This is a genomic window from Rhodoferax sp. GW822-FHT04A08 (genome assembly GCF_058801025.1).
In genome coordinates this window covers 558,529-578,874 of sequence record NZ_JBXAMW010000001.1, presented here as the reverse complement: position 1 = coordinate 578,874, position 20,346 = coordinate 558,529, and the positions used below count along the sequence as shown (strand labels likewise).

The following is a 20,346-nucleotide window of genomic DNA, read 5'->3' as shown; positions in this document are numbered from 1 at the left end:
TGAAATGGCGTCATGGGCCTGAAAGCCATCCAAGCATCTGGTCCACAGCCCGCAGCGTCGAGTAGGGGCTTTGAAGAGCGTTGTCTTCCAGCGTCTTGTTCGCCCAATGGGCATGCAACTCCACTATCGCCGCCTTCAACGCAGTCATGTCGTTCGACTGTGCCTCGAAGTCCGTGAAACACACCTTATGGCCTGACGACACCAGCATGTCCGCCATCTGCGTATTGCAATACACCAGCGCCAATATGGGCCGCTGCATCCAGAGATATTCATACATCTTGGACGGAATGTACTCGGCGCAAATGGGCTCGATGCCGTGCAGAAGCAAGAGCACATCGGCACTGCGCATCTTCTGCAGAATCTGTTCTCGCCCGCTCTTGCCAGTAACCGGGTCGGTTTCTATGCGACCAAAATGCCGCAGGAATCCATACTTGGCATTTTGCCTTGCCGCATCGGATATATGGTCCAGCGGTCCACCGTACACGTGCAACTCCATCACGCCAACCAAGGCGGGAATTTCGTCCATCAGCTGGTCCATCGCGGATATCACCAGACTGAGGTTTCGGGTTTCCGACAGGGAGCCGAAATGCCCGATGACAAACTTCGAAGTGGGCTTGTAGGGCTCCAGTTGAAAAGCCGGAGCATCAACCCCGGGCAACATCATGTGGCCGCGCTCACCCAGCTCCGGATTACGCCGTTTGGCGCTTGCGAGTGCCGCTTCCGTGAACCATATGGCCACATCGGCTTCTCGGCATATGGTTGTTTCCACGCGCGCCTGCATCTTCTGCTGCGGTGTCGTTGGCACGGAGCCGGGTGTCACCATGGGGTCGTGCACCTCGGCTAACCAGCGCACACCCGTGGCTCGCTTCAGTGCCGCCGCGCCCACATGGGCGGCAAATGCTCCACCCGTGGAATAGATCAGGTCAAATTTGCGCGCGCGCAGCAAAAGCAGTCCTTTGATGTACGCGCTCAGCCACCAGGACCAGGAGCTCTCCACCGGTCGCAGCAGCTTTTCCACTAACATGAATGGCAGAAGTACCAAAGAAGCCAACAGCATCACTGCGCGGTAGCCCATGCCCGGCCCCAGATGCTTTCGCATCACGTGGCGTAGCTCGAAACGAATGCCTGCCGGACCCACAGGCCACACCTGATAGTGCTCATACCAGGCATCCTGTCGTCCCGACACACCGCTGAGTACCACCAGTTCAATGCCCGCTGCTTCCAGATGGGGCAGCTTGTCGGTAATGGTCTGGCTTGCGGCACGACCGTCCATGTTGAACGCATGCGACAGAACCAGCCAGCGCTGTTGAAAGCGCGGTGCCACCCGTTGGTAAATCTGCTCGTGTTGTTGGCCGACCTGCTGCCAGGTATGTTGCGCGGCAAACGCCCTGGCATGGTTGCCCAGCGCGGAGGCCGCCAAAGGGTCGCGCAAAATTCCAGCTATGGACTGCCGGACTTCCTGCGCCGATTGGGGGTTCTGCAACACAACGGCGTTCAAGCCAGCCGTCAACTCTGCCGCGATGCCACAGTAGCGCGGACCGCTGACCACCACGGGCAAGCCATGCGACATCGCTTCCAGCACCACCATTGCATACGTGTCTTCCAGCGTGGGATGCACCAGGCAATCGACCGCACGATAGGCGGTATCCATTTGCTGCAACGCGCCCACAAAATGCACACGCTCCGTCAAGTGCAGCTCGGATGCCATCTGCCGCATGGCGGCGTCCTGCTCACCTTGACCAACTACTGCCAACCAGATGTCAGGCAAACCTAGCAAGGCTTGAAACAACGTGGGCAAACCCTTCTTGCGAAAATCATTGCCCACGAAAAGCAGCCCTTGCCCTGCCTTGGGCAGTTGCAGTGCGGCGCGTGCAGTTCGTTTCTCATCCAGATCAGCGCTAGCGAGTACTCCAGTGACACCAGGCGCCACCATCTTCAGGGACGTCCGAACCTGTGGGAAGCAACGCTCCATCACCTGACGTAGCCAGTCCGAAGTAACGATGACGGTGCGTCGTGGCGCAATCGCGTAGCGGGCTTTTTCCAGCCACAGATAGGCCAGCAATCGCGGACTGGTGACCACCTTGGCCCAGCCCAGCAGCTTGGCCACACCTGTCTTGCCGTCAAACAAGGTGTGCTTCACCGGCAGCACGTGAACAGTCTGCACATTGCCATGCCAAGTGTTTTCGTGCGAGTGCACGATGTCAAAGCCCGATCGCGTGGCTTTCCAGGTTGCGTAGGCAAACCACAGCTGGTTGATCCAGCGTGGCCGTTTCATGGGCAAGGGGACCGTGTGGTAGGTCACCCCAGGAAACTGGTGCGCAATAGTCTGCGAAAAGACGTGCACTTCGTGGCGGGGAGCGAGCTGTTCCACCAGTGCAATGGCATAGCGCTCGGCACCTCCACCGGTGCTGGAAAAATTTCTGCTGAGGACCGCTATGCGCAAACCGTGCTGCTCCTGCTTTGTGTCACAGCAGCACGATGTCGTACTGTTCCTGCGCCATCGCCGCCTCGCTTTGCAGCGACACCGGCTTGCCGATGAATTCACTCAAGCCCGCCAGGTGCTGACTCTCTTCGTCCAGGAACAATTCGATCACCTTGGGCGAAGCCACCACACGGAACTCGCGCGGATTGAACTGGCGCGCCTCGCGCAATATCTCGCGGAAGATGTCGTAGGCCACGCTGCGCGCGGTCTTCACTATGCCCTTGCCCTCGCATACCGGGCAAGGCTCGCACAGCATGTGTGCCAGAGATTCGCGCGTGCGTTTGCGCGTCATCTCCACCAACCCAAGCTGGGAAAAACCACCGGCCGTGGTCTTCACGCGGTCGCGCGCCAACTGCTTGCGGAACTCTGCCAGCACCGCTTCCCGGTGGTCTTCGCGCGCCATGTCGATGAAGTCCACGATGATGATGCCGCCCAGATTGCGCAGCCGCAGCTGGCGAGCGATCGCCTGGGCCGCCTCCAGATTGGTCTTGAAAATGGTGTCGTCAAAATTGCGCGCACCCACGTAGCCACCGGTGTTCACATCCACCGTGGTCAGAGCCTCAGTCTGGTCCACGATCAGGTAACCGCCAGATTTCAGTTCCACCCGGCGCGCCATCGCCTTGGCAATTTCCTCGTCGATGGAGAACAAGTCGAAGATGGGGCGCTCACCCTTGTAGTGCTGGAGCTTTTCGGCGGCCATGGGCATGAACTCGGCGCCAAAGGTCTTGAGCAGTTCGAACTGCTCGCGGGAATCCACCCGTATCGTCTGCGTGGATTCGCTGACCAGGTCGCGCAACACGCGCTGCATCAGGTTCAGGTCCTGATGCAGCAGACTTTGCGGCGGCAAGCGTACGGAGGCGTCCTTGATGCGTGCCCAGGCCTTGCGCAAATAGCGTATGTCGTCACCCAGTTCGGCGTCGCTGGCGTCTTCACCATTGGTACGCAGGATGAAACCCCCGCCCTCACTGCCGGCCAGATTGAGCATGCGTGCACGCAGCTCCTCCCGCTGGGCCGGCGGAATGCGTTGCGAAATCCCGATGTGATCATCCTGCGGCAGAAACACCAGCAATCGACCGGCAATGCTGATCTGGGTGGACAGCCGTGCGCCCTTGGTTCCAATCGGATCCTTGATCACCTGCACCATCAGCGCCTGTCCCTCGAACACCTGTTTTTCGATGGGAATCTGTGCCGACGCATTGCGTGCAGCGCTGATGGTCTCGCCATCCTGCGGCGGATGCCACACATCGGCCACGTGCAGAAAAGCGGCGCGCTCCAGACCGATGTCGATGAAGGCAGACTGCATGCCGGGCAGCACGCGGGCCACCTTGCCCAGGTACACATTGCCGACCAGCCCACGCTCCAGCGTGCGCTCTACGTGCAACTCCTGCACGGCACCGTTTTCGACAATGGCAACACGGGTTTCCTGCGGTGCCCAATTGATCAGAATGTCGTGCTGGTTTGGCATCAGTCGCATCCCTTGAGTAGTTGTGCGGTCTCGTACAGTGGCAATCCCATGATGCCAGTGTAGCTGCCGCTGATGCGGGAAATGTAAGCCGCCGCCCTCCCCTGCACCGCGTAGGCACCGGCCTTGCCCATGGGTTCACCCGAATCCACATAAGCCTGAATCTCGGCCGCGGTCATAGGCGCAAACGTCACCCGTGACTCGCTGCACGCCTGTGCCTGCTTACCACTCCAGCCAATAGCGACAGACGTCAAGACTCTATGCGTATGTCCGGACAAGGCCTGCAGCATGCGTACAGCATCCGCTGCATCCGCTGGCTTGGCATAGATGGTCCGCCCCAGAGCGACCGTCGTGTCCGAACACAGCACGGGTGCCTCTTGCAAGCCACGGGCCTTCAAGCGCTTCAGGGCAGCTTCCAGCTTCAAGCGCGTGACCCGCTGCACGTAGGCTTTGGGCGCCTCACCTGGCAGTACTTCCTCCAGCGACTCGGCATCTTCTTCTGCACCAGGCAGCAGCAATTCATGGGCAACGCCCAATTGCGTCAACAGCTGGCTGCGGCGAGGGCTTTGGGAGGCAAGATAGATAAAACGCGGCATGGGCAAGAGTGTAGAGGCGTGGCCGGGTGCCATGACCGGCAGCGGCAATTATTCGCGGTGGTAGGGGTGGTTGGCGTTGATGGACCACGCCCGGTACAACTGCTCAATCAGCAAGACGCGCGCGAACGCATGCGGCAAGGTCATGTCTGACAGACGGATGCGCTCATGCGCAGCTTGTTTGAAGGCTGGGTCTATGCCGTCCGGGCCACCAATCACCAGGGCCACATCACCGCCGCCCAGTTGCCAGTCCTTCAGGCGCCCTGCCAGCGCCATGGTCGTCAGGTTGCTGCCACGTTCGTCCAGCACGACAATGCGGCACCCTTTGGGAATGACAGCCTCAATGCGTGCCCGTTCGGCCGCATACAGCGTATCCAGTGTCTTGGAACCGCGGGGTTCGGTCTTTACCGCCTTGAGCTCGACCTTGATCTCGTGGGGAAAGCGCTTGGCGTAATCATCCCAGGCCGTCTGCGCCCAATCGGGCACCCGAAGTCCGACCGCAACAATCAGCAGTCGCACAGGTGCAATCAGGCCTTGCGGCTGGCTGGCTTCTTGGCCGCGGCCTTTTTGGCTGCCGTCCGCGCCACGGTCTTGGCGGGCGCCTTGACCACGACCGTCTTGGCAACCGTCTTCACTGCGGCCTTCTTGGCCGGCGCTGTGGCAGTGGTGGACTTGGAAGGAGCCTTCTTGGCAGCAGTCTTCTTGGCCGCTGCCGCTTCGTTCTTCTTCACCTGAGCCTTGGACGGGAAGGCCTCGGCAACGCCCTTCTTGGCGGCGTTGGAGCGCTTGAGCGTCGTGGGTGCCTTTTCCTTGGCTGCGGGCGTACCTTCGGCCTTCACCAGCGTGGTGGGCTTGGCGGCACCCAGCTTCAGGCGCACGGGCTTTTCACCCCACAGCTCTTCCAGGTGGTAGTACTGGCGGAAGTTGGGTTGCATGATGTGGACAACGACTTGTGCGCAGTCCACGATGATCCACTCGCCGTTGTCCTCACCCTCGATGCGGGGCTTGGCAAATCCGGCTTCACGCACCGCATCGCGCACGCTGGCGGCCAGCGCCTTGGTCTGGCGGTTGGAGGTGCCGGAGGCAATGATGACCCGCTCAAAAAGGGGTGACAGGTGTTCCGTGTCAAACACCACGATGTCCTGCGCCTTGACGTCTTCCAGGCCATCAACAATGGCGCGCTGTAGCTTTTGGGTGTCTTTTTTGGCAACGGTAGAAGTGGTCATCAGGCTGATTGGTAGAGGTGGTGTTGGTCAATATAACGCGCAACGGACTCAAAGACCAGAGGCGCAACGCTTTGTCCGCGGGCGGATTTGTCGCGGATTTCGGTGGCACTCAAAGGGCTGGGAGGCATCTGCACGGGCTGAAAAACAGCGCCTCGCAGTGCGGAACCGCTGCTGGACATAGCCGTGGCAACGTTCGAATCGGAGCGTGAAGCTACACAAATTATAGCAGTGCCCCCCAACTCCTCCACGCGGTGCCAGCTCGGGAGTGCCTTGGCCTGGTCTTCACCCATCACGAGATAGAGCTGCGCCTGGGGATAAATGGCCTGCAGTTCCCTGAGCGTATCGATGGTGTAGGTCGGGCCACTGCGCATGATTTCACGATCATCTACCAGGGCACGGTACACATTGGCGAATGCCAGATGGCACATAGCCAGGCGGTGCCGGGCTTCGGTCAAGGTGCGTTGCTTGTGCCAGGCGTGTCCGGTGGGAACCACATGCAACACGTCCAGGTTCAGCTGCTCAATGGCCGCCTGAGCCAGCGCAACGTGCGCCCGGTGCGGTGGGTCAAATGCGCCACCAAACAAGCCGACTCGCTGGGCCTTCAAGCCACTCACACCCACTCCCGGCGCACCAGGAAGTCCTGGTACAACGCAGCTTCTGGCGACCCGGCTTCGGGCACCGTTTGGTACGACCAGGTGGCGTGGGGCGGCATGGACAGCAGTATGGACTCGGTGCGCCCGCCGGACTGCAGGCCGAAGTGCGTGCCCCGGTCCCATACCAGGTTGAATTCCACGTAGCGCCCACGCCGATACAGCTGGAACGCGCGCTCGCGCTCGCCGTAGGCCGTGTTCTTGCGCCGTTCCACAATGGGCAGATAGGCCGCCAGAAATCCGTCACCCACGGCACGCAGCATGTCAAAGCTGCCCGATTGGCCCAGCTCGGAAAAGTCGTCAAAGAACACGCCCCCCACACCACGGGGTTCGTTGCGGTGCTTGAGGAAAAAGTATTCATCGCACCAGGTCTTGAAGCGTGGGTACTTGTCGCTGCCAAACGGGTCCAACGCATCCTTGCAGACCCGATGAAAGTGACGTGCATCCTCTTCAAACCCATAGTAGGGCGTCAAGTCCATGCCGCCGCCAAACCAGCAAACGAGGGCCCCATCTTGTGCTTTGGCCATCAACATGCGCACATTCATGTGCACCGTGGGAACATACGGATTGCGGGGATGGAACACCAGCGAGACACCCATGGCCTCAAAAGGAGCACCGGCCAGTTCCGGGCGATGCTGGGTAGCGCTGGGCGGCAACTTGGGGCCCAGCACATGCGAAAACCCGCAGCCGGCACGCTCAAAGACGTTGCCGTTCTCCAATATTTTGGTAATGCCACGACCCTGCAAAGGCTCAGTCGGCGCCTTCTCCCATGGGTCTGCAAGAAACTGTGTGCCATCGACGTCGGCGATGGCCTGGGTAATGCGGCTTTGCAGTCCCATCAGGTAGTCGCGTACGACGACCGGTGAAAGTGTGGATTCGGACGGCATCAAGCCTATTTCTCCATGATTTGTATGGGCGCAGCTTGCGCGTGGTGCTTGCCAACGGCACCTTGAAAAGCGTTTGCGATATGTTCCATGTCTGCCTGCACGTCACCCGTCAGGTGGTAAAAGTGGGAGACATACACCCGCCTTTCGCGGTAGTTCACGCTGCAGATTCCCACGGGCACGTTCGCGGCCAGCGCCACCTGATAGAAGCCGCTGCGCCAGCCAGGCGTCCATTTGCGTGTGCCTTCGGGTGTCAGAGCCAGCCAGAAGTAACCATCTTCTTCCCGGCATTGCTGGATGGTTCGTACCATCTGCCCTACGACGCCATGGGGTGAGCGCCGGTCCACCGGCACCCCGCCCAGCCACTGCATCCAGTGACCCAGCAAGGGCCAGCGAAACAGTGAGTCCTTGGCCCAGAAGCGCAGCTGCATGCCGACCGTCCATTTGGCAATCAGGAGATAAACGAAATCCCAGTTGCTGGTATGCGGATACACCACCATCACACCCTGCCTGGACGGAAGACCATCAAACTGGATGCTCCAGCCTATGGCTTCAAAAACCCAGCGGGCCAGACGGCTGCCTGGCAGTTGTACCGGAAGCGGCCGGGGAAAGTCATCTGCCACGCGAATACTCCAACGCTGGACGCAACGCCTCAGCCCTTGAGCGCCCGATGGCCAATATCGGTGCGGTACTGCATGCCATCGAAGTGAATATCCTTGATCACCTGATAGGCCTTCTGCTGAGCCTGGCGCAAGCTGTCGGCCAGCGCTGTCACGCACAACACGCGCCCGCCTGAGGTCTGCAGGACGCCATCCTTCAGCACGGTGCCTGCGTGGAAAACTGCGCAGTCCTCGGTATGCTCGCCAATGCCGGTGATCGCATCGCCCTTGCGCGGATTCAGCGGATAGCCAGGGGCTGCCAGCACAACGCCCAAAGCCGCGCGCCGGTCCCATTGCAGCTCCACCTCATCGAGCTTGCCATGCGGTCCGGGCTCCGTAGCGGCCCACAGCACATCCACCAGGTCGGTCTTGAGGCGCATCATGATGGGTTGCGTCTCGGGGTCGCCCATGCGGCAGTTGAATTCCAGCGTCTTGGGCTGACCATGTGCGTCAATCATCAGCCCTGCATACAGAAAACCGGTGAACGGAATACCGTCCTTTTCCATCCCACGGATGGTGGGCAGGATCACCTCGCGCATGGCCTTGGCGTGTACATCGGGCGTCACCACGGGTGCCGGCGAATAGGCACCCATGCCGCCGGTATTGGGCCCCTGGTCGCCGTCCTGCAGCCGCTTGTGGTCCTGGCTGGTGGCCAAGGCCAATACGTTCTTGCCGTCACACAGCACGATGAAGCTGGCCTCTTCGCCTTCCAGAAATTCCTCCACCACCACGCGGGCGCCGCCCTCGTTGTGGGTGACACCCAACGTGTCGTCCACCAGCATGAAGTCGATCGCCTCGTGGGCTTCCTGCTCCGTCATCGCCACCACCACGCCCTTGCCGGCGGCCAGGCCATCGGCCTTGACCACGGTAGGCGCGCCCATCTTGCGCACATAGGCGTGCGCCGCAGCAGGGTCGGAAAATGTGGCGTATTCGGCAGTCGGAATACCGTGGCGGCGCATGAACGCCTTGGAAAAGGCTTTGGAGCTTTCCAACTGCGCAGCTGCCTTGGTCGGGCCGAAAATGCGCATGCCGTGGGCACGGAACTCGTCCACCACGCCGGCTGCCAAGGGGCCTTCGGGGCCGACAACAGTCAATGCAATCTTGTTTTCCTGCGCCCAGTTGCGCAGCTCCACGATGTCGGTAATCGGCACATTTTCCAGCCGGGGGTCGGTGGCCGTGCCGCCATTGCCCGGTGCCACGTACACCATTTGCACCTTGGGCGACTGCGCCAGTTTCCAGGCCAGCGCGTGCTCACGGCCTCCGCCACCAATTACGAGTACTTTCATAAGGACCTTTACAGAGCAGCGTTGTGGAAGACTTCTTGCACGTCGTCCAGATCTTCCAGCACGTCCAGCAACTTTTGCATGCGCTCGGCGTCTTCTCCGCTGAGTTCAATGGTGTTCTCGGGGCGCATGGTGACGCCTGCCACTTCGGCCACCAAGCCCGCCGCTTCCAGCGCAGCCTTGACCGCCTCGAAATCAGAAGGGGTGGTCAGCACCTCGACCGCACCATCCTCATCAGTAATGACATCCTCAGCACCGGCTTCGAGCGCCACTTCCATGACTTTGTCTTCACTGGTGCCCGGAGCAAATATCAATTGTCCGCAATGCTTGAATTGGAATGCCACCGAGCCTTCCGTACCCATGTTGCCACCGTGCTTGCTGAACGCGTGGCGCACTTCGGCCACGGTACGCACGCGGTTGTCGGTCATGGTGTCCAGAATGATGGCGGCGCCGCCAATGCCGTAGCCCTCGTAGCGGATTTCCTCGTAGCTCACGCCTTCGGCATTGCCCGTGGCCTTATCGATGTTGTACTTGACCCGGTCAGCCGGCATGTTGGCGGCCTTGGCCTTTTCGACGGCTAGGCGCAGTCGGGGATTGGCGCTGAGGTCGCCCCCACCTGCGCGGGCGGCAACGGTGATTTCACGGATGATGCGCGTCCAGATCTTGCCCCGCTTCTCGTCCTGACGACCCTTGCGGTGCTGAATATTGGCCCATTTGCTGTGTCCTGCCACGCGAAATCCTTTAAAAATTCGTTACGCTACGGCGGAATTGTACTTTTCAGGAATCCCATGCCTCAGAACAACCCGGAGGGCATACTGGTTGCCCAGCATGCGCAGGCCAAGAACCCCGTCCAGTGTTTTTTGCGTCCTGACAAAGCCAACCGCCACGGCCTGATCACCGGCGCCACCGGAACCGGCAAGACCATCACGCTGCAGACCCTGGCCGAAGGCTTTTCCAACCTGGGCGTGCCGGTCTTCATGGCCGACATCAAGGGTGACCTCACCGGCATCTCGCAACCTGGCAGCCTGACGGACCGGCTCGCCAAGGTCCTCAAGGAACGTAGCTTGGAAGAACCTGCCTTCCAGGCCTACCCAACCACCCTCTGGGACGTGTTCGGTGAGCAAGGGCATCCGGTGCGGGCCACGGTCAGCGACCTGGGCCCCCTGCTGCTGGCGCGCATGCTCAACCTCAACGAAACCCAGGAAGGCGTGCTGCAGCTGGTGTTCAAGATTGCCGACGACGACGGTTTGCTGCTGCTGGACATGAAAGACCTGCGCGCCATGTGCCAGCATGTGGGCGACAACGCCGCTACCTACACCACCGAATACGGCAACATCAGCGCCGCCAGCATCGGTGCCATCCAGCGCGGACTGATGCAGGTGGAAAGCCAGGGTGGCGACCGCTTCTTCGGCGAGCCCATGCTCAACATTGCCGACTTCATGCAGACCGACAGCAATGGCCGGGGTGTGATCAACATCCTGGCCGCCGACAAGCTCATGAACGCGCCGCGCCTCTACGCCACCTTTCTGCTGTGGATGCTGAGCGAACTGTTCGAGACGCTGCCGGAGGTGGGCGATCTGGACAAGCCCAAGCTGGTGTTCTTCTTCGACGAGGCCCACCTGCTCTTCAACGACGCGCCCAAGGTGCTGCTGGAACGCATCGAGCTGGTGGTACGTCTGGTGCGGAGCAAGGGCGTGGGCGTGTACTTTGTGACGCAGAACCCGCTGGACATCCCGGACTCGGTGCTGGCCCAGTTGGGCAACCGGGTACAGCATGCCCTGCGCGCCTTCACCCCGCGCGACCAGAAGGCCGTCAAGGCCGCGGCCGAGACCATGCGCGCCAATCCCGGGCTGGATGTGGCCACAGCCATTACCGAGCTGGGGGTGGGCGAAGCCCTGGTCAGCCTGCTGGATGAAAAAGGTCGTCCCGCCCTGACCGAACGTGCTTTCGTGGTTCCACCGGCCAGCCAGATCGGCCCCATCACCGCGGCGCAGCGCAAGGAGCTGCTGGACAACTCCATCGTTGCCGGCGTGTATGAAAAGGCAGTGGACCGGGAATCCGCATTCGAGGCACTCAAGGGGCGCACGGTTTCACGCATGGCGCCTGCCAACCAGACCACAACCGCACAGGCAGCTTCCACGCCGTCCGGCCAAGGGACATCCGGCGCGGCAGCGACGGCCTCGGTACAGGAACGCGGCCTGCTGGACGGGCTTGGCGACCTGCTGGGTGGCGGAACCCGCCGCACCCGCGCCAGTGCGGGCGAGCAGCTCATCAAGAGTGCGGCCAGCTCCATAGGCCGGGAAGTCGGCCGGCAGATCATCCGCGGCGTGCTCGGAGGCATATTCGGCTCTAGCCGCCGCTAAACCCTCGATGGCCTGGCAATGTCACCCCGGGCCTGCGACACTATGGTCACAACTTACAAAGCTTAGTCAAGAAGAAAGGCTCACATGATCCCCATAGACCCCGCCGCCCGTGCCAACGTGCACCTGATCGAGCACCCGCTGGTGCAACACAAGCTCACCCTCATGCGCAAGAAAGAAGCCAGCACCAACAGCTTTCGCCGTCTGCTCAATGAACTCAGCAGCCTGATGGCCTACGAAGTCAGCCGCGACATGGCCATGCAGGAGGTGCAGATCGAGACCCCGCTGGAAAGCATGACCGCCAAGGTCATTGACGGCAAGAAGCTGGTGTTTGTTAGCATCCTGCGCGCCGGCAACGGCATTCTGGACGGCGTGCTCTCGGTGGTGCCCGGTGCCCGCGTAGGCCACATCGGCCTGTACCGCGACCCCAAGACCCTGCAGGCCGTGGAGTACTACTTCAAGATGCCCAAGAACATGGAAGAGCGCGACATCGTGGTGGTCGACCCCATGCTGGCCACCGGCAATTCCGCCGCCGCCGCCGTGACGCGTCTGAAGGCCTGCAACCCCAAATCCATCAAATTCCTGTGCCTGCTGACGTGCCCGGAAGGCATCAACACCATGTACAAGGAGCATCCGGACGTGCCGATTTACACCGCCGCCATCGACCGTGAGCTCAATGACCACGGCTACATACTGCCCGGACTGGGAGATGCGGGCGACCGTATCTTTGGCACCCAATGAGCAAGCTAGACCAGGACATGCAGCGTCTGGCGCTGCAGGAACAGTTGCTGCAGCTCAGCCAGTTTGACGAAACCGTGGCTTGGGATTTGGGCTGCCGCATCAAGCTGATCTGCGAGGCGCGCCAGGTGGGCGTGACCATCGAGGTACGACGCGCCAAGGAAACCCTGTTCTTCTACGCCATGCCGGGCGTGGTACCCAACAACGCCGAGTGGGTGCGGCGCAAGCGCAATGTGGTCGAACTGCTGCACCGCAGCTCTTATGCCGTGGGCTTGGCGCACCAAAAAGACAACACCTCGTTGCCGCAAAAGACCGGCGTGCCCCTCAACGACTATGCCGAGCACGGCGGCAGTTTTCCCATCCGCGTCAAAGGCGTGGGCTGTGTGGGCGCGGTGACTGTCTCTGGCGTGCCGCAACGTGAAGATCACGCCATCGTGGTGGAAGCGCTGGCCGAACTCTGCGGTATCCCACTGGCCGAGGTCGCGCTGGAGCCCTGAGTGCCCCGGTCAATGGCGAGCTAGCGGCGGCGCGCAGAGCGTACGCCCTGCAGCTCGCTCACAATGCCCAGCACCCGCGCCAGCCGACCGGACTCAGACACCTCCACGGTGAAGGTCATCCAGGCGGTGCCCTTGATGGTCTGGGTCTGCACACCGATCACGTTCATCTTTTCCTTGGCAAAGACCTCGGAAATATCACGCAGAAGGCCCTGGCGGTCGTGCGCCTCAATGGCCACGTCCACCGGGTAGACGCTGGCATCCTTGCCCGGCTGCGTACCCCAGGCCACGTCGATGCAGCGGTCGCCGCTGCGTTGGATCATGTTGCGCAGGTTGGAGCAGTCGGCCCGGTGCACGCTCACGCCCTTGCCACGGGTCACAAAGCCGATGATGAGGTCCGGTGGCGCCGGTTTACAGCAATTGGCCAACTGGGTCATGAGCGAATCCACGCCCACCACCAGCACGCCGCCCTTGCCGGTCTGCCGCGATGTGCTGGGCTTCTTGAGTAGCGGTACTTCGTCCTGCTCGAGTGCCGGCTCCGGCGGGCGCAACACGATCTCGATGTTGCGCAACGAGAATTCATCCTTTCCCACCACCTCGAACAGGTCGTCGGCGGAATTGAAACCCAGTTGGGATGCCAGGTCGTCCAGTTTGATGGCCGTCTTGCCTTCGCGCTGCAGCAACTTTTCCACGGCTTCGCGGCCCTTGGAAAGCGTTTCACCCATGGCCTGGGCGTTGAACCAGGCGCGCACCTTGGCCCGCGCCCGGTGACTTGCCAGGAAACCCAGCTCGGGGTTGAGCCAGTCGCGTGAAGGGCCGCCCTCCTTGACCGTGGTGACTTCCACGGTCTGGCCGTTCTTCAGCGGCGTGTTGAGCGGCACCATCTGGCCGTCCACCTTGGCACCCCGGCAGCGGTGCCCCAGGCTGGTGTGCACGCTGTAGGCAAAGTCCACTGCCGTGGCGCCCTTGGGCAGTTCCACCACGGCGGCGTCGGGTGTCAGCACGTAGATGCGGTCGTCCAGCAGGGCGGCGTCCTGTGCGCCGCTTTGGGCGCCCTCGCCCTCCTGTGCGCCCGACAGATCCCGCTCCCAGGCCAGCAACTGGCGCAGCACGGCGATCTTGGCGTCGTACTCACTGCTGGCGGAAACGCCCGCGTAGCCCTTGGTGCCCGCCTCCTTGTAGGCCCAGTGCGCAGCCACGCCATGCTCGGCATGGTCGTGCATGGCCTGCGTGCGCAGTTGTACCTCAATCGGCTTGCCTGCCTTGTCCCGCACCACGGTATGCAGTGACTGGTAGCCATTGGCCTTGGGCCGGGCAATGTAGTCGTCGAACTCATCGGTCAGCGGCGTGAAATGATCGTGCACCCAGGCCAGCGCCGCGTAGCAATCGGGAATGGTGGGCACCACAATGCGCAGCGCCCGGATATCGTAGACCTGCTCGAAGCCCAGGGACTTGCCGCGCATCTTCTTGACGATGCTGTAGATGTGTTTGGGCCGCCCCTGCACCATGGCCTGTATGCCCTGCGCCGCCAGGTCCTGCACCATCTGCTGGCGAAGCGCTTCCACCGACGCCTCGCGCTCGGTGCGCTTTTCGTCCAGCAGCCGGGCGACCTGGCGATAGGTTTCGGGTTCCAGAAAGCGAAAGGACAGGTCCTCCAGCTCCCATTTGATTTCCCAGATTCCCAGCCGATTGGCCAAGGGCGCGAAGACCTGCAGCGATTCCCTGGCTAGGCCAGGAGGCACGGGCAGCTTGGTGGCGGCAAAGAAGCGCAGCGTCTGCAGTCGTGACGCCAGTCGCAACATCACCACACGCAGGTCACGCGAAAACGCCAGCAGCATCTTGCGTACGCTCTCGGTTTGCGCTGCGGCGGTCTGCGCCATGGGTGCGTTGCTTCCGGCATGGGTCGCCGAGTTCTGCGCGGCGCGCGCCATGCGCTGCACCCGCACCAGCTTGGTGGTCTCCATGGCCAGGTTGGCAAAATTCTCACCAAAGGCCTTGGCGATCACATCATGCGGCTTGTTCAGGTGGTCGCAGGCATAGACCAGGTAGCAGGCGGTCTGCATAGCCTCCGAACCACCGATGGATTTCAGGATGGCGGCCACGGCATCGGCGTGCGCCAGGATGTTCTCACCCGTATCCAGGGTTTCGCTGGTGAGCAGGGGCTCGGCAAATGCGCGCGCACGCGCCAGCGCACCGACTTGCTCGGGCAGGGCCTCCCCAGCAAGGGCAATCACAGGAGGCGGAACCGCGCTGCCGTATTCGGCAGATGTACTTTTCATAAATGGGTGCGCACAAGCGTCTGGTTACGGTCAGTCCAGCAGGAAGGAGCACACCGCGCCCACCTGCTCTTCCGTGACAAAGGTGGGCGCATGCCCCACGCCGGCAAACTCGAGCAAACGGGCCCGCGGCCCGCGTTGTGTCATCTGGTGGGCAGTCTGGGCGGACAACAAATCCGACTCCGCCCCCCTTACCAGCAGAGTCTGCGCAGTGAGGCTGTCATACAGCTGCCACAGTGCCGCTTCGCCCTGCTGGGCCACTTCCTGGGTAAGGGCCAGAAAAGGCACGGCAATGGCCGGGTCATAGTGCAAGCGCACGCCCCCCTGCGGGTCCGGCTTGACCATGGGCGCCGACAGCGCCAGCCACTGCTGGCGCGTATGCGGCCCGAATCCGGTGGAGATGCCCCACAAATGGTCCGCTGCATGTTCCAGTGTGTCGAAGTGCATGTTCTTGCCCAGATAGTTTCCGATCCGTAGCAACGACTCCCACTCCAACGCCGGACCCACGTCATTGAGCACCAGCCGGCGCACCGTAGTGCCCACCGTATGCGCGTGGGCACTTACCCCGATGCCAATCAACCCGCCCATGCTGGTACCCACCCAATCCAGGGTCTGGGGCTTGAGTTGCGCCAACAGTGCCAGCATGTCGCCTGCGTAAACGTGAATAGCGTATGCCTGGGGATCGGAAAGCCACTCACTCATGCCGCGGCCCGCTACGTCAGGGCAGATCACCTGCAAGGGATGGGGCGAACGCGCAATGAGCGACTGCACCAGCACGTCAAAATCCCGCCCCTGACGGGTCAGCCCATGAACACACAGAACGGTATGGGCGGCCTGGGGATCGCCCCACTGCCAGAATGCCATGCGGTGGCCGCCTGTTGCATCGGGACAGTGGATGAAATTCAGCGTCGGGTCAGCCATACAGATGCTCTGTGTTTCATAATGACTCCATCCTAATTCAAACCCTCAACCATTCCAGAAAGAACACCCATGTTGAAAGGTAAAACTGCTCTCGTCACAGGCTCCACCAGCGGCATCGGCCTGGGTATCGCCAAGGCCTTGGCAGCACAAGGCGCCAACATCGTGCTCAACGGCTTTGGCGATGTGGAGGGCCCGAAGGCGGAAGTGGCAGCGCTGGGCGTGCAGGTGGCATACCACGGTGCCGACATGAGCAAGCCTGCCGAAATCGAAGACATGGTTGCATTCGCCACCAAGACCTTTGGCAGCCTGGACATCCTGGTAAACAACGCCGGCATCCAGCATGTGGCACGGGTTGAAAACTTCCCGGTGGAGCGCTGGGACGCGGTCATTGCCATCAATCTGTCCAGCGCCTTCCACGCGACCCGCGCCGCCCTACCGGGTATGCTGGCCAAAAACTGGGGCCGCATCATCAACGTGGCATCGGTGCATGGCCTGGTGGGCTCTGCAGAAAAATCCGCCTACGTTGCGGCCAAACACGGCGTCGTCGGCCTGACCAAAGTCGCCGCACTGGAAAACGCCACCTCCGGCGTGACCTGCAACGCGATCTGCCCCGGCTGGGTTCTGACGCCGCTGGTGCAAAAGCAGGTAGACGCCAAGGCCGCCGCGCTCAAGATTTCCAACGAAGAGGCCACCGGCCTGCTGCTGGGCGAGAAAGAGCCTTCCAAGCAATTCACCAGCACCGAAGAGCTGGGTGCGCTGGCCGTCTTCTTCTGCTCACCGGCTGCCAACAATGTCCGTGGCGTGGCCTGGAACATGGATGGCGGCTGGGTCGCCCAATAAGCCGGCAAGCCCTGGAAGAAAGGCAGTCCGCTAGCGCGACTGCTTGAAAGCCATCACGGCCTGGTTGCGCAGCGTGCGCAGCAAGGCCAGTTCCTTTTCATTGAGCTCCAGAGCGCCTTTGGTCGTCTTGTCGGCGTAGATCAGGCCAAACGGAGCTGCCTTGATGTGCAAGGGCAGCAGCAGGAATGCAGGCGCATTCAAGGTCTTCTGATACCAGGCAGGCAGTCGAGCCTGGATGCGCGACTCGCTGGCATCACTGATCATGCTGTCCACACCCTTGATGCAGACCACGGCAAACAGGTCTGGCGTGGCGGCCTTGAGCGGCACCTTGAAGTCCTTGACGAAAACTTCCACCTTGTCACCCAGGCCAAAACGGCCGGTGACGGTTTCGGTCTTGGGGTCCCGCATGCAGAAGATGATGCGATCGAAGCCCATGGCGCGAAACATGGTTTCCAGAACCATGCGCAGCACATCCGTCAATTTGAAGTCTTCCACCATGGCATTGGTGATGTCCTGAATACCGGCAGCCAGGGTCTCGGCCACCTGGGTCGACTTGACCGACTGCACCGGGGTTGTGACGTCTACCGCCGGCGTCGCCTGCAACTCCAGACTGACAAAGTTGGAATCCGCGCCGGACGCGGGTCCAGCGTCGGCATCGCTGCCCGACCCATGCAGTACCTTGTGCGCTGCCGATCCAGGTTTCACCCGGATCTCCATTGCGCCGGCCATATCCTGCAACTTGATTTTGGCCTGTTCCACCACCGCACTGAGCTGTTTTTCGGTGGTGCCCACGCAGTGGGCATACTTGCGCGCCACTTGAGCCACATGGGCAGCGGCTTCCTTGGGCTCATGCTTGAGCAAGACATCGGCAATTTCGTTGGACGCCGTGGCCACCCAGCGCAACCGCTCCAACGGATCCAGAGAAACGTTGCTGGGCGGTGAACCAACCGGATGCCGCATGCATCGCTGAATGCTCTCGGGCAGTCCCCAGGCCCTGGCGATACCAAGTCCCAGGTTTTCGTAACTCAGGCCCAACACTTTCAGGGACGCGGTCTCTTCGGTTATCGGAGGAGCCTGCATTTCCATCAAGGCGCGGACCTGCTGTGCCTCTTCCGGGAAATAGAACTGCACCAGCAAACGCCCCATGTTCTGGAACATGGCGCCAATGAAGGCCTCCTCCGCCTCCTTGGCGGTGGTACACATCTCGGCACCCAGCGTACCGGCCAGCAAGGAGCGGACGAACTCATCCTTGATCTGGGCAGCATGGGCCTTGTCCTGCATATGCTCCAGCAGGACCAGGCTCAGCGCCATGTTGCGGATGCCGTTGAACCCCACCAGCGAGACCGCTCGCGAAACCGTGCTGATGGCACCGCTGCGAGCGAAATGCGCGCTGTTGACCACCCGCAGCAACTTGTTGGTCAGCGCCACGTCCTTGAGGATCTGGTTGGTGACGCTGCTGACGCTCTCGGTCTCGGAGGTAGCCATGCTCTGAATGCGCATCACCGATTCGGAAAGCGCCGGGAAGTCGGACTTGTGGCGCATGCGACGCAACAGGAATTCCAAAGTCCCGCCGGCCGTACCCTGCACGATGTCGCTTTGCGCGGGCTGCCGCCATTCGTTGAGGGCATTGAACAGGCTGCGTGCGTCCGGGAAGCGTTGCTGCGGATCTCGTACCAGCGCCCTGTTCACCAGGGAACGCAAGGCGTCGTCCACATCGGACCCGACTTCCGCTGGTAGCACCAGTTGCTCATGGGCCAGACGGTACATGGCGCGATTGGGATCGGCCTCATCGACCAATGGCTTGCCAATCAACAACTCCGCCAATACCAAGCCGCAGGCAAACAAGTCCATGGAAGGCACGGGCTGCGCACCGCCAATGGCTTCCGGCGACAAATAACCCACGGTGCCTCCCAGCGCCACCTGCTCACCACCGGCAGTGGTGTGGGTGCGCGCGGCAATACCGAAATCCATAATGCGTGCCCGCCCTGTGCTGTCCACCAGGATATTGGAAGGCTTGATGTCCCTATGCACCACACCTTCGGTATGGGCCACGGCAATGGCGTCGAGCACGTCCATCATGTAGGCCACGGCCTCACGTGCCGGCAAAGGCCCCTTACGCGCCAGAAGCTGTGCCAGGGTGTCCCCTGCAACGTACTCGAACACCAGATAGGCGTGCTGGTCCTGGATGTCGGCTTCAAAAACGGGAACGATGCTGGGATGCTTGACGCGCCCTACGTTGCGCGCTTCCTGCAGCCACTGCTTGATCGCCTGTTCGTCAACGCCGGCGACCGGTCGCAAGACCTTGATGGCAACCTCACGCTCCAGGCGCGGATCGTGCGCCAGCCACACGGTGGATTGCGCCCCTTGGCCCAAAAGGCGCTTGAGCTCAAAGCGTCCAAGGGTGTCCGATGGCTTGAGTAAAGAAGGAGAACGACTATGTTGTTGATTTGCAGGAGATTCGGCCATGCACCCGATGCTACTTGAGTTGTATCGCTCCAGATACTGTGACAAACACCTGTGACTTGCCACTCTCAAGGGGTACTGGCGCACTGTCCGCAGCGAAGGATCGCGCACTCTTGGCCAGCATCAGCGGTCGGGGCCCGAGACTCTGGTCCGACGCGCTGACCGCCACTTCACGCAGGGTGTAATCCCCGAAGCCAAAACCGCGCGCAATTTCAGCGGATTTGGTCTTGAAGGCATCAATGGCCAGTTTCTGCGCCTGCGACTCCAACAGGGAGCGGGTGGCGCGGCTCAGGCTGAAATTCAGATTGCTGATGGTCAGCGGCTGCGCCTTGGCGGCCGCATTTCCAATGCGGGGAAAGTCCGCACCTTCCAGCACCAGTTCGGCCGTGCCGACCCAGCCACTCATCTTGCCGTCATTGCTGTAGCGCGGCTGCAGGCTGAACGCCCCGCTGCGCACTTCCATGGCTCCCGGCTGGGCCGTCTTCTTCACTTCTGCCAAGGCGCCATCAACGGCCTGGCGCAAATAGCCCTGCACCGCGCCCGGGTCGCTACCCTCCTTGGTGGTGGAAAGCGTCAGCGTCAACCAGTCCTGTACAGCTTCCACAGTGCCGCTGGCGGAAAGCTGCACCACGTTGTGCGGTTCGACGGTGGTCTCGGCTCGTGCGCTGGTGGCAACCAAGACGACGGCCAGCAGACCAAGAGCCGCGCAACGCGCGACGGGGTGCAATTTATTCATGCAAATACGGTCTCAAGATGGGTTTCAGCGGGAGCCTTCCAGGCGCTGCTGGCGCAGTTGCTGACGCAACAAGGCCTTTTCTTCTGCGGAGAGCTGACGAAGCATCACGGGGGCATCATCCTCCTGCGACTTGACCGCTTCGCGCAGAACGTCACGCCGCACCTGGACGGAACGATCCTGATCGCCTCTGGCCATGCCGTCGGCACCACGCGGCCCGCCATCGCTTCCCCCACGCGACCCTTTGGACTGGTCAGCGTGTGCCAAGCCGAACCCGCACAA

The 20,346-nt window shown here is 61.6% G+C and carries 19 protein-coding genes; 4 read left to right on the top strand and 15 right to left on the bottom strand.

What is annotated here, in order from left to right; all coding sequences use genetic code 11:
- Window positions 1-10 precede the first annotated feature (10 nt).
- Genes AC1RMF_RS02705 through AC1RMF_RS02660 form a run of 10 tightly spaced genes read right to left on the bottom strand, consistent with a single transcriptional unit; the run spans window position 11 to window position 9,970 of the window.
- Entirely contained in the window at window positions 11-2,443 is a 2,433-nt protein-coding gene (locus AC1RMF_RS02705) for a glycosyltransferase family 4 protein (RefSeq protein ID WP_493139319.1), read from the bottom strand.
- A 22-nt stretch (window positions 2,444-2,465) separates the two neighbouring features.
- The gene (rng, locus tag AC1RMF_RS02700; protein ID WP_342617704.1) at window positions 2,466-3,947 is read right to left on the bottom strand and encodes a ribonuclease G; all 1,482 of its coding nucleotides are present in this window, start codon (window positions 3,945-3,947) and stop codon (window positions 2,466-2,468) included.
- Window positions 3,947-4,540, bottom strand: a complete 594-nt coding sequence (locus AC1RMF_RS02695) for a Maf family protein (RefSeq protein WP_493139317.1) — start codon at window positions 4,538-4,540, stop codon at window positions 3,947-3,949. The genes rng and AC1RMF_RS02695 overlap by 1 nt, the downstream gene beginning before the upstream one ends.
- A gap of 48 nt (window positions 4,541-4,588) precedes the next feature.
- On the bottom strand, window positions 4,589-5,056 hold the full coding sequence (gene rlmH, locus AC1RMF_RS02690; RefSeq protein ID WP_493139315.1) for a 23S rRNA (pseudouridine(1915)-N(3))-methyltransferase RlmH: 468 nt from the start codon (window positions 5,054-5,056) through the stop codon (window positions 4,589-4,591).
- An 8-nt stretch (window positions 5,057-5,064) separates the two neighbouring features.
- Complete coding sequence (gene rsfS / locus AC1RMF_RS02685; protein ID WP_493139313.1) at window positions 5,065-5,763, bottom strand: ribosome silencing factor; 699 nt, start codon at window positions 5,761-5,763, stop codon at window positions 5,065-5,067.
- A complete protein-coding gene (nadD, locus tag AC1RMF_RS02680) occupies window positions 5,763-6,377 on the bottom strand; it encodes a nicotinate (nicotinamide) nucleotide adenylyltransferase (protein WP_493139311.1) in 615 nt (204 codons plus the stop codon). The genes rsfS and nadD overlap by 1 nt, the downstream gene beginning before the upstream one ends.
- On the bottom strand, window positions 6,374-7,300 hold the full coding sequence (gene hemF, locus AC1RMF_RS02675; RefSeq protein ID WP_493139309.1) for an oxygen-dependent coproporphyrinogen oxidase: 927 nt from the start codon (window positions 7,298-7,300) through the stop codon (window positions 6,374-6,376). Before hemF ends, nadD begins: the two co-directional genes overlap by 4 nt.
- Before the next feature lie 5 nt (window positions 7,301-7,305).
- Complete coding sequence (locus AC1RMF_RS02670; RefSeq protein ID WP_493139307.1) at window positions 7,306-7,920, bottom strand: 1-acyl-sn-glycerol-3-phosphate acyltransferase; 615 nt, start codon at window positions 7,918-7,920, stop codon at window positions 7,306-7,308.
- A 29-nt stretch (window positions 7,921-7,949) separates the two neighbouring features.
- Window positions 7,950-9,242, bottom strand: a complete 1,293-nt coding sequence (gene purD / locus AC1RMF_RS02665; protein ID WP_493139305.1) for a phosphoribosylamine--glycine ligase — start codon at window positions 9,240-9,242, stop codon at window positions 7,950-7,952.
- 8 nt (window positions 9,243-9,250) lie between these two features.
- Entirely contained in the window at window positions 9,251-9,970 is a 720-nt protein-coding gene (locus AC1RMF_RS02660; protein ID WP_342617712.1) for a YebC/PmpR family DNA-binding transcriptional regulator, read from the bottom strand.
- Between the two features lie 57 nt (window positions 9,971-10,027).
- Between AC1RMF_RS02660 and AC1RMF_RS02655 the strand changes: the two genes are divergently transcribed.
- From AC1RMF_RS02655 to AC1RMF_RS02645, 3 genes are all read left to right on the top strand, one after another.
- Complete coding sequence (locus AC1RMF_RS02655; protein WP_493139302.1) at window positions 10,028-11,602, top strand: helicase HerA-like domain-containing protein; 1,575 nt, start codon at window positions 10,028-10,030, stop codon at window positions 11,600-11,602.
- 84 nt (window positions 11,603-11,686) lie between these two features.
- Window positions 11,687-12,340, top strand: a complete 654-nt coding sequence (upp, locus tag AC1RMF_RS02650) for a uracil phosphoribosyltransferase (protein ID WP_342617714.1) — start codon at window positions 11,687-11,689, stop codon at window positions 12,338-12,340.
- Window positions 12,337-12,834, top strand: coding sequence for a heme-degrading domain-containing protein (locus AC1RMF_RS02645; protein ID WP_493139299.1), 498 nt, complete (start codon window positions 12,337-12,339; stop codon window positions 12,832-12,834). Before upp ends, AC1RMF_RS02645 begins: the two co-directional genes overlap by 4 nt.
- Window positions 12,835-12,854: 20 nt before the next feature.
- Here the strand turns inward: AC1RMF_RS02645 and AC1RMF_RS02640 are convergent, their stop codons facing one another.
- Entirely contained in the window at window positions 12,855-15,110 is a 2,256-nt protein-coding gene (locus AC1RMF_RS02640; protein WP_493139297.1) for a RelA/SpoT family protein, read from the bottom strand.
- Window positions 15,111-15,140: 30 nt separating this feature from the next.
- Window positions 15,141-16,028 carry an alpha/beta fold hydrolase gene (locus AC1RMF_RS02635; protein WP_493139295.1) on the bottom strand — a complete coding sequence of 296 codons (888 nt, stop codon included), beginning with the start codon at window positions 16,026-16,028 and terminating at the stop codon, window positions 15,141-15,143.
- A gap of 69 nt (window positions 16,029-16,097) precedes the next feature.
- On the opposite strand from AC1RMF_RS02635, the gene AC1RMF_RS02630 reads away from it, so the two are divergent.
- Entirely contained in the window at window positions 16,098-16,868 is a 771-nt protein-coding gene (locus tag AC1RMF_RS02630) for a 3-hydroxybutyrate dehydrogenase (RefSeq protein ID WP_342617718.1), read from the top strand.
- Window positions 16,869-16,898: 30 nt separating this feature from the next.
- Here the strand turns inward: AC1RMF_RS02630 and AC1RMF_RS02625 are convergent, their stop codons facing one another.
- The 3 genes from AC1RMF_RS02625 to AC1RMF_RS02615 are packed head-to-tail and all read right to left on the bottom strand — an operon-like array spanning window position 16,899 to window position 20,331.
- Window positions 16,899-19,334, bottom strand: a complete 2,436-nt coding sequence (locus tag AC1RMF_RS02625; protein ID WP_493139292.1) for a protein kinase domain-containing protein — start codon at window positions 19,332-19,334, stop codon at window positions 16,899-16,901.
- 10 nt (window positions 19,335-19,344) lie between these two features.
- Complete coding sequence (locus AC1RMF_RS02620) at window positions 19,345-20,067, bottom strand: SIMPL domain-containing protein (protein WP_493139290.1); 723 nt, start codon at window positions 20,065-20,067, stop codon at window positions 19,345-19,347.
- A 24-nt stretch (window positions 20,068-20,091) separates the two neighbouring features.
- Window positions 20,092-20,331: a hypothetical protein gene (locus tag AC1RMF_RS02615; RefSeq protein WP_342617721.1), complete on the bottom strand. Its 240-nt coding sequence runs from the start codon at window positions 20,329-20,331 to the stop codon at window positions 20,092-20,094.
- Between the last annotated feature and the right edge of the window lie 15 nt (window positions 20,332-20,346).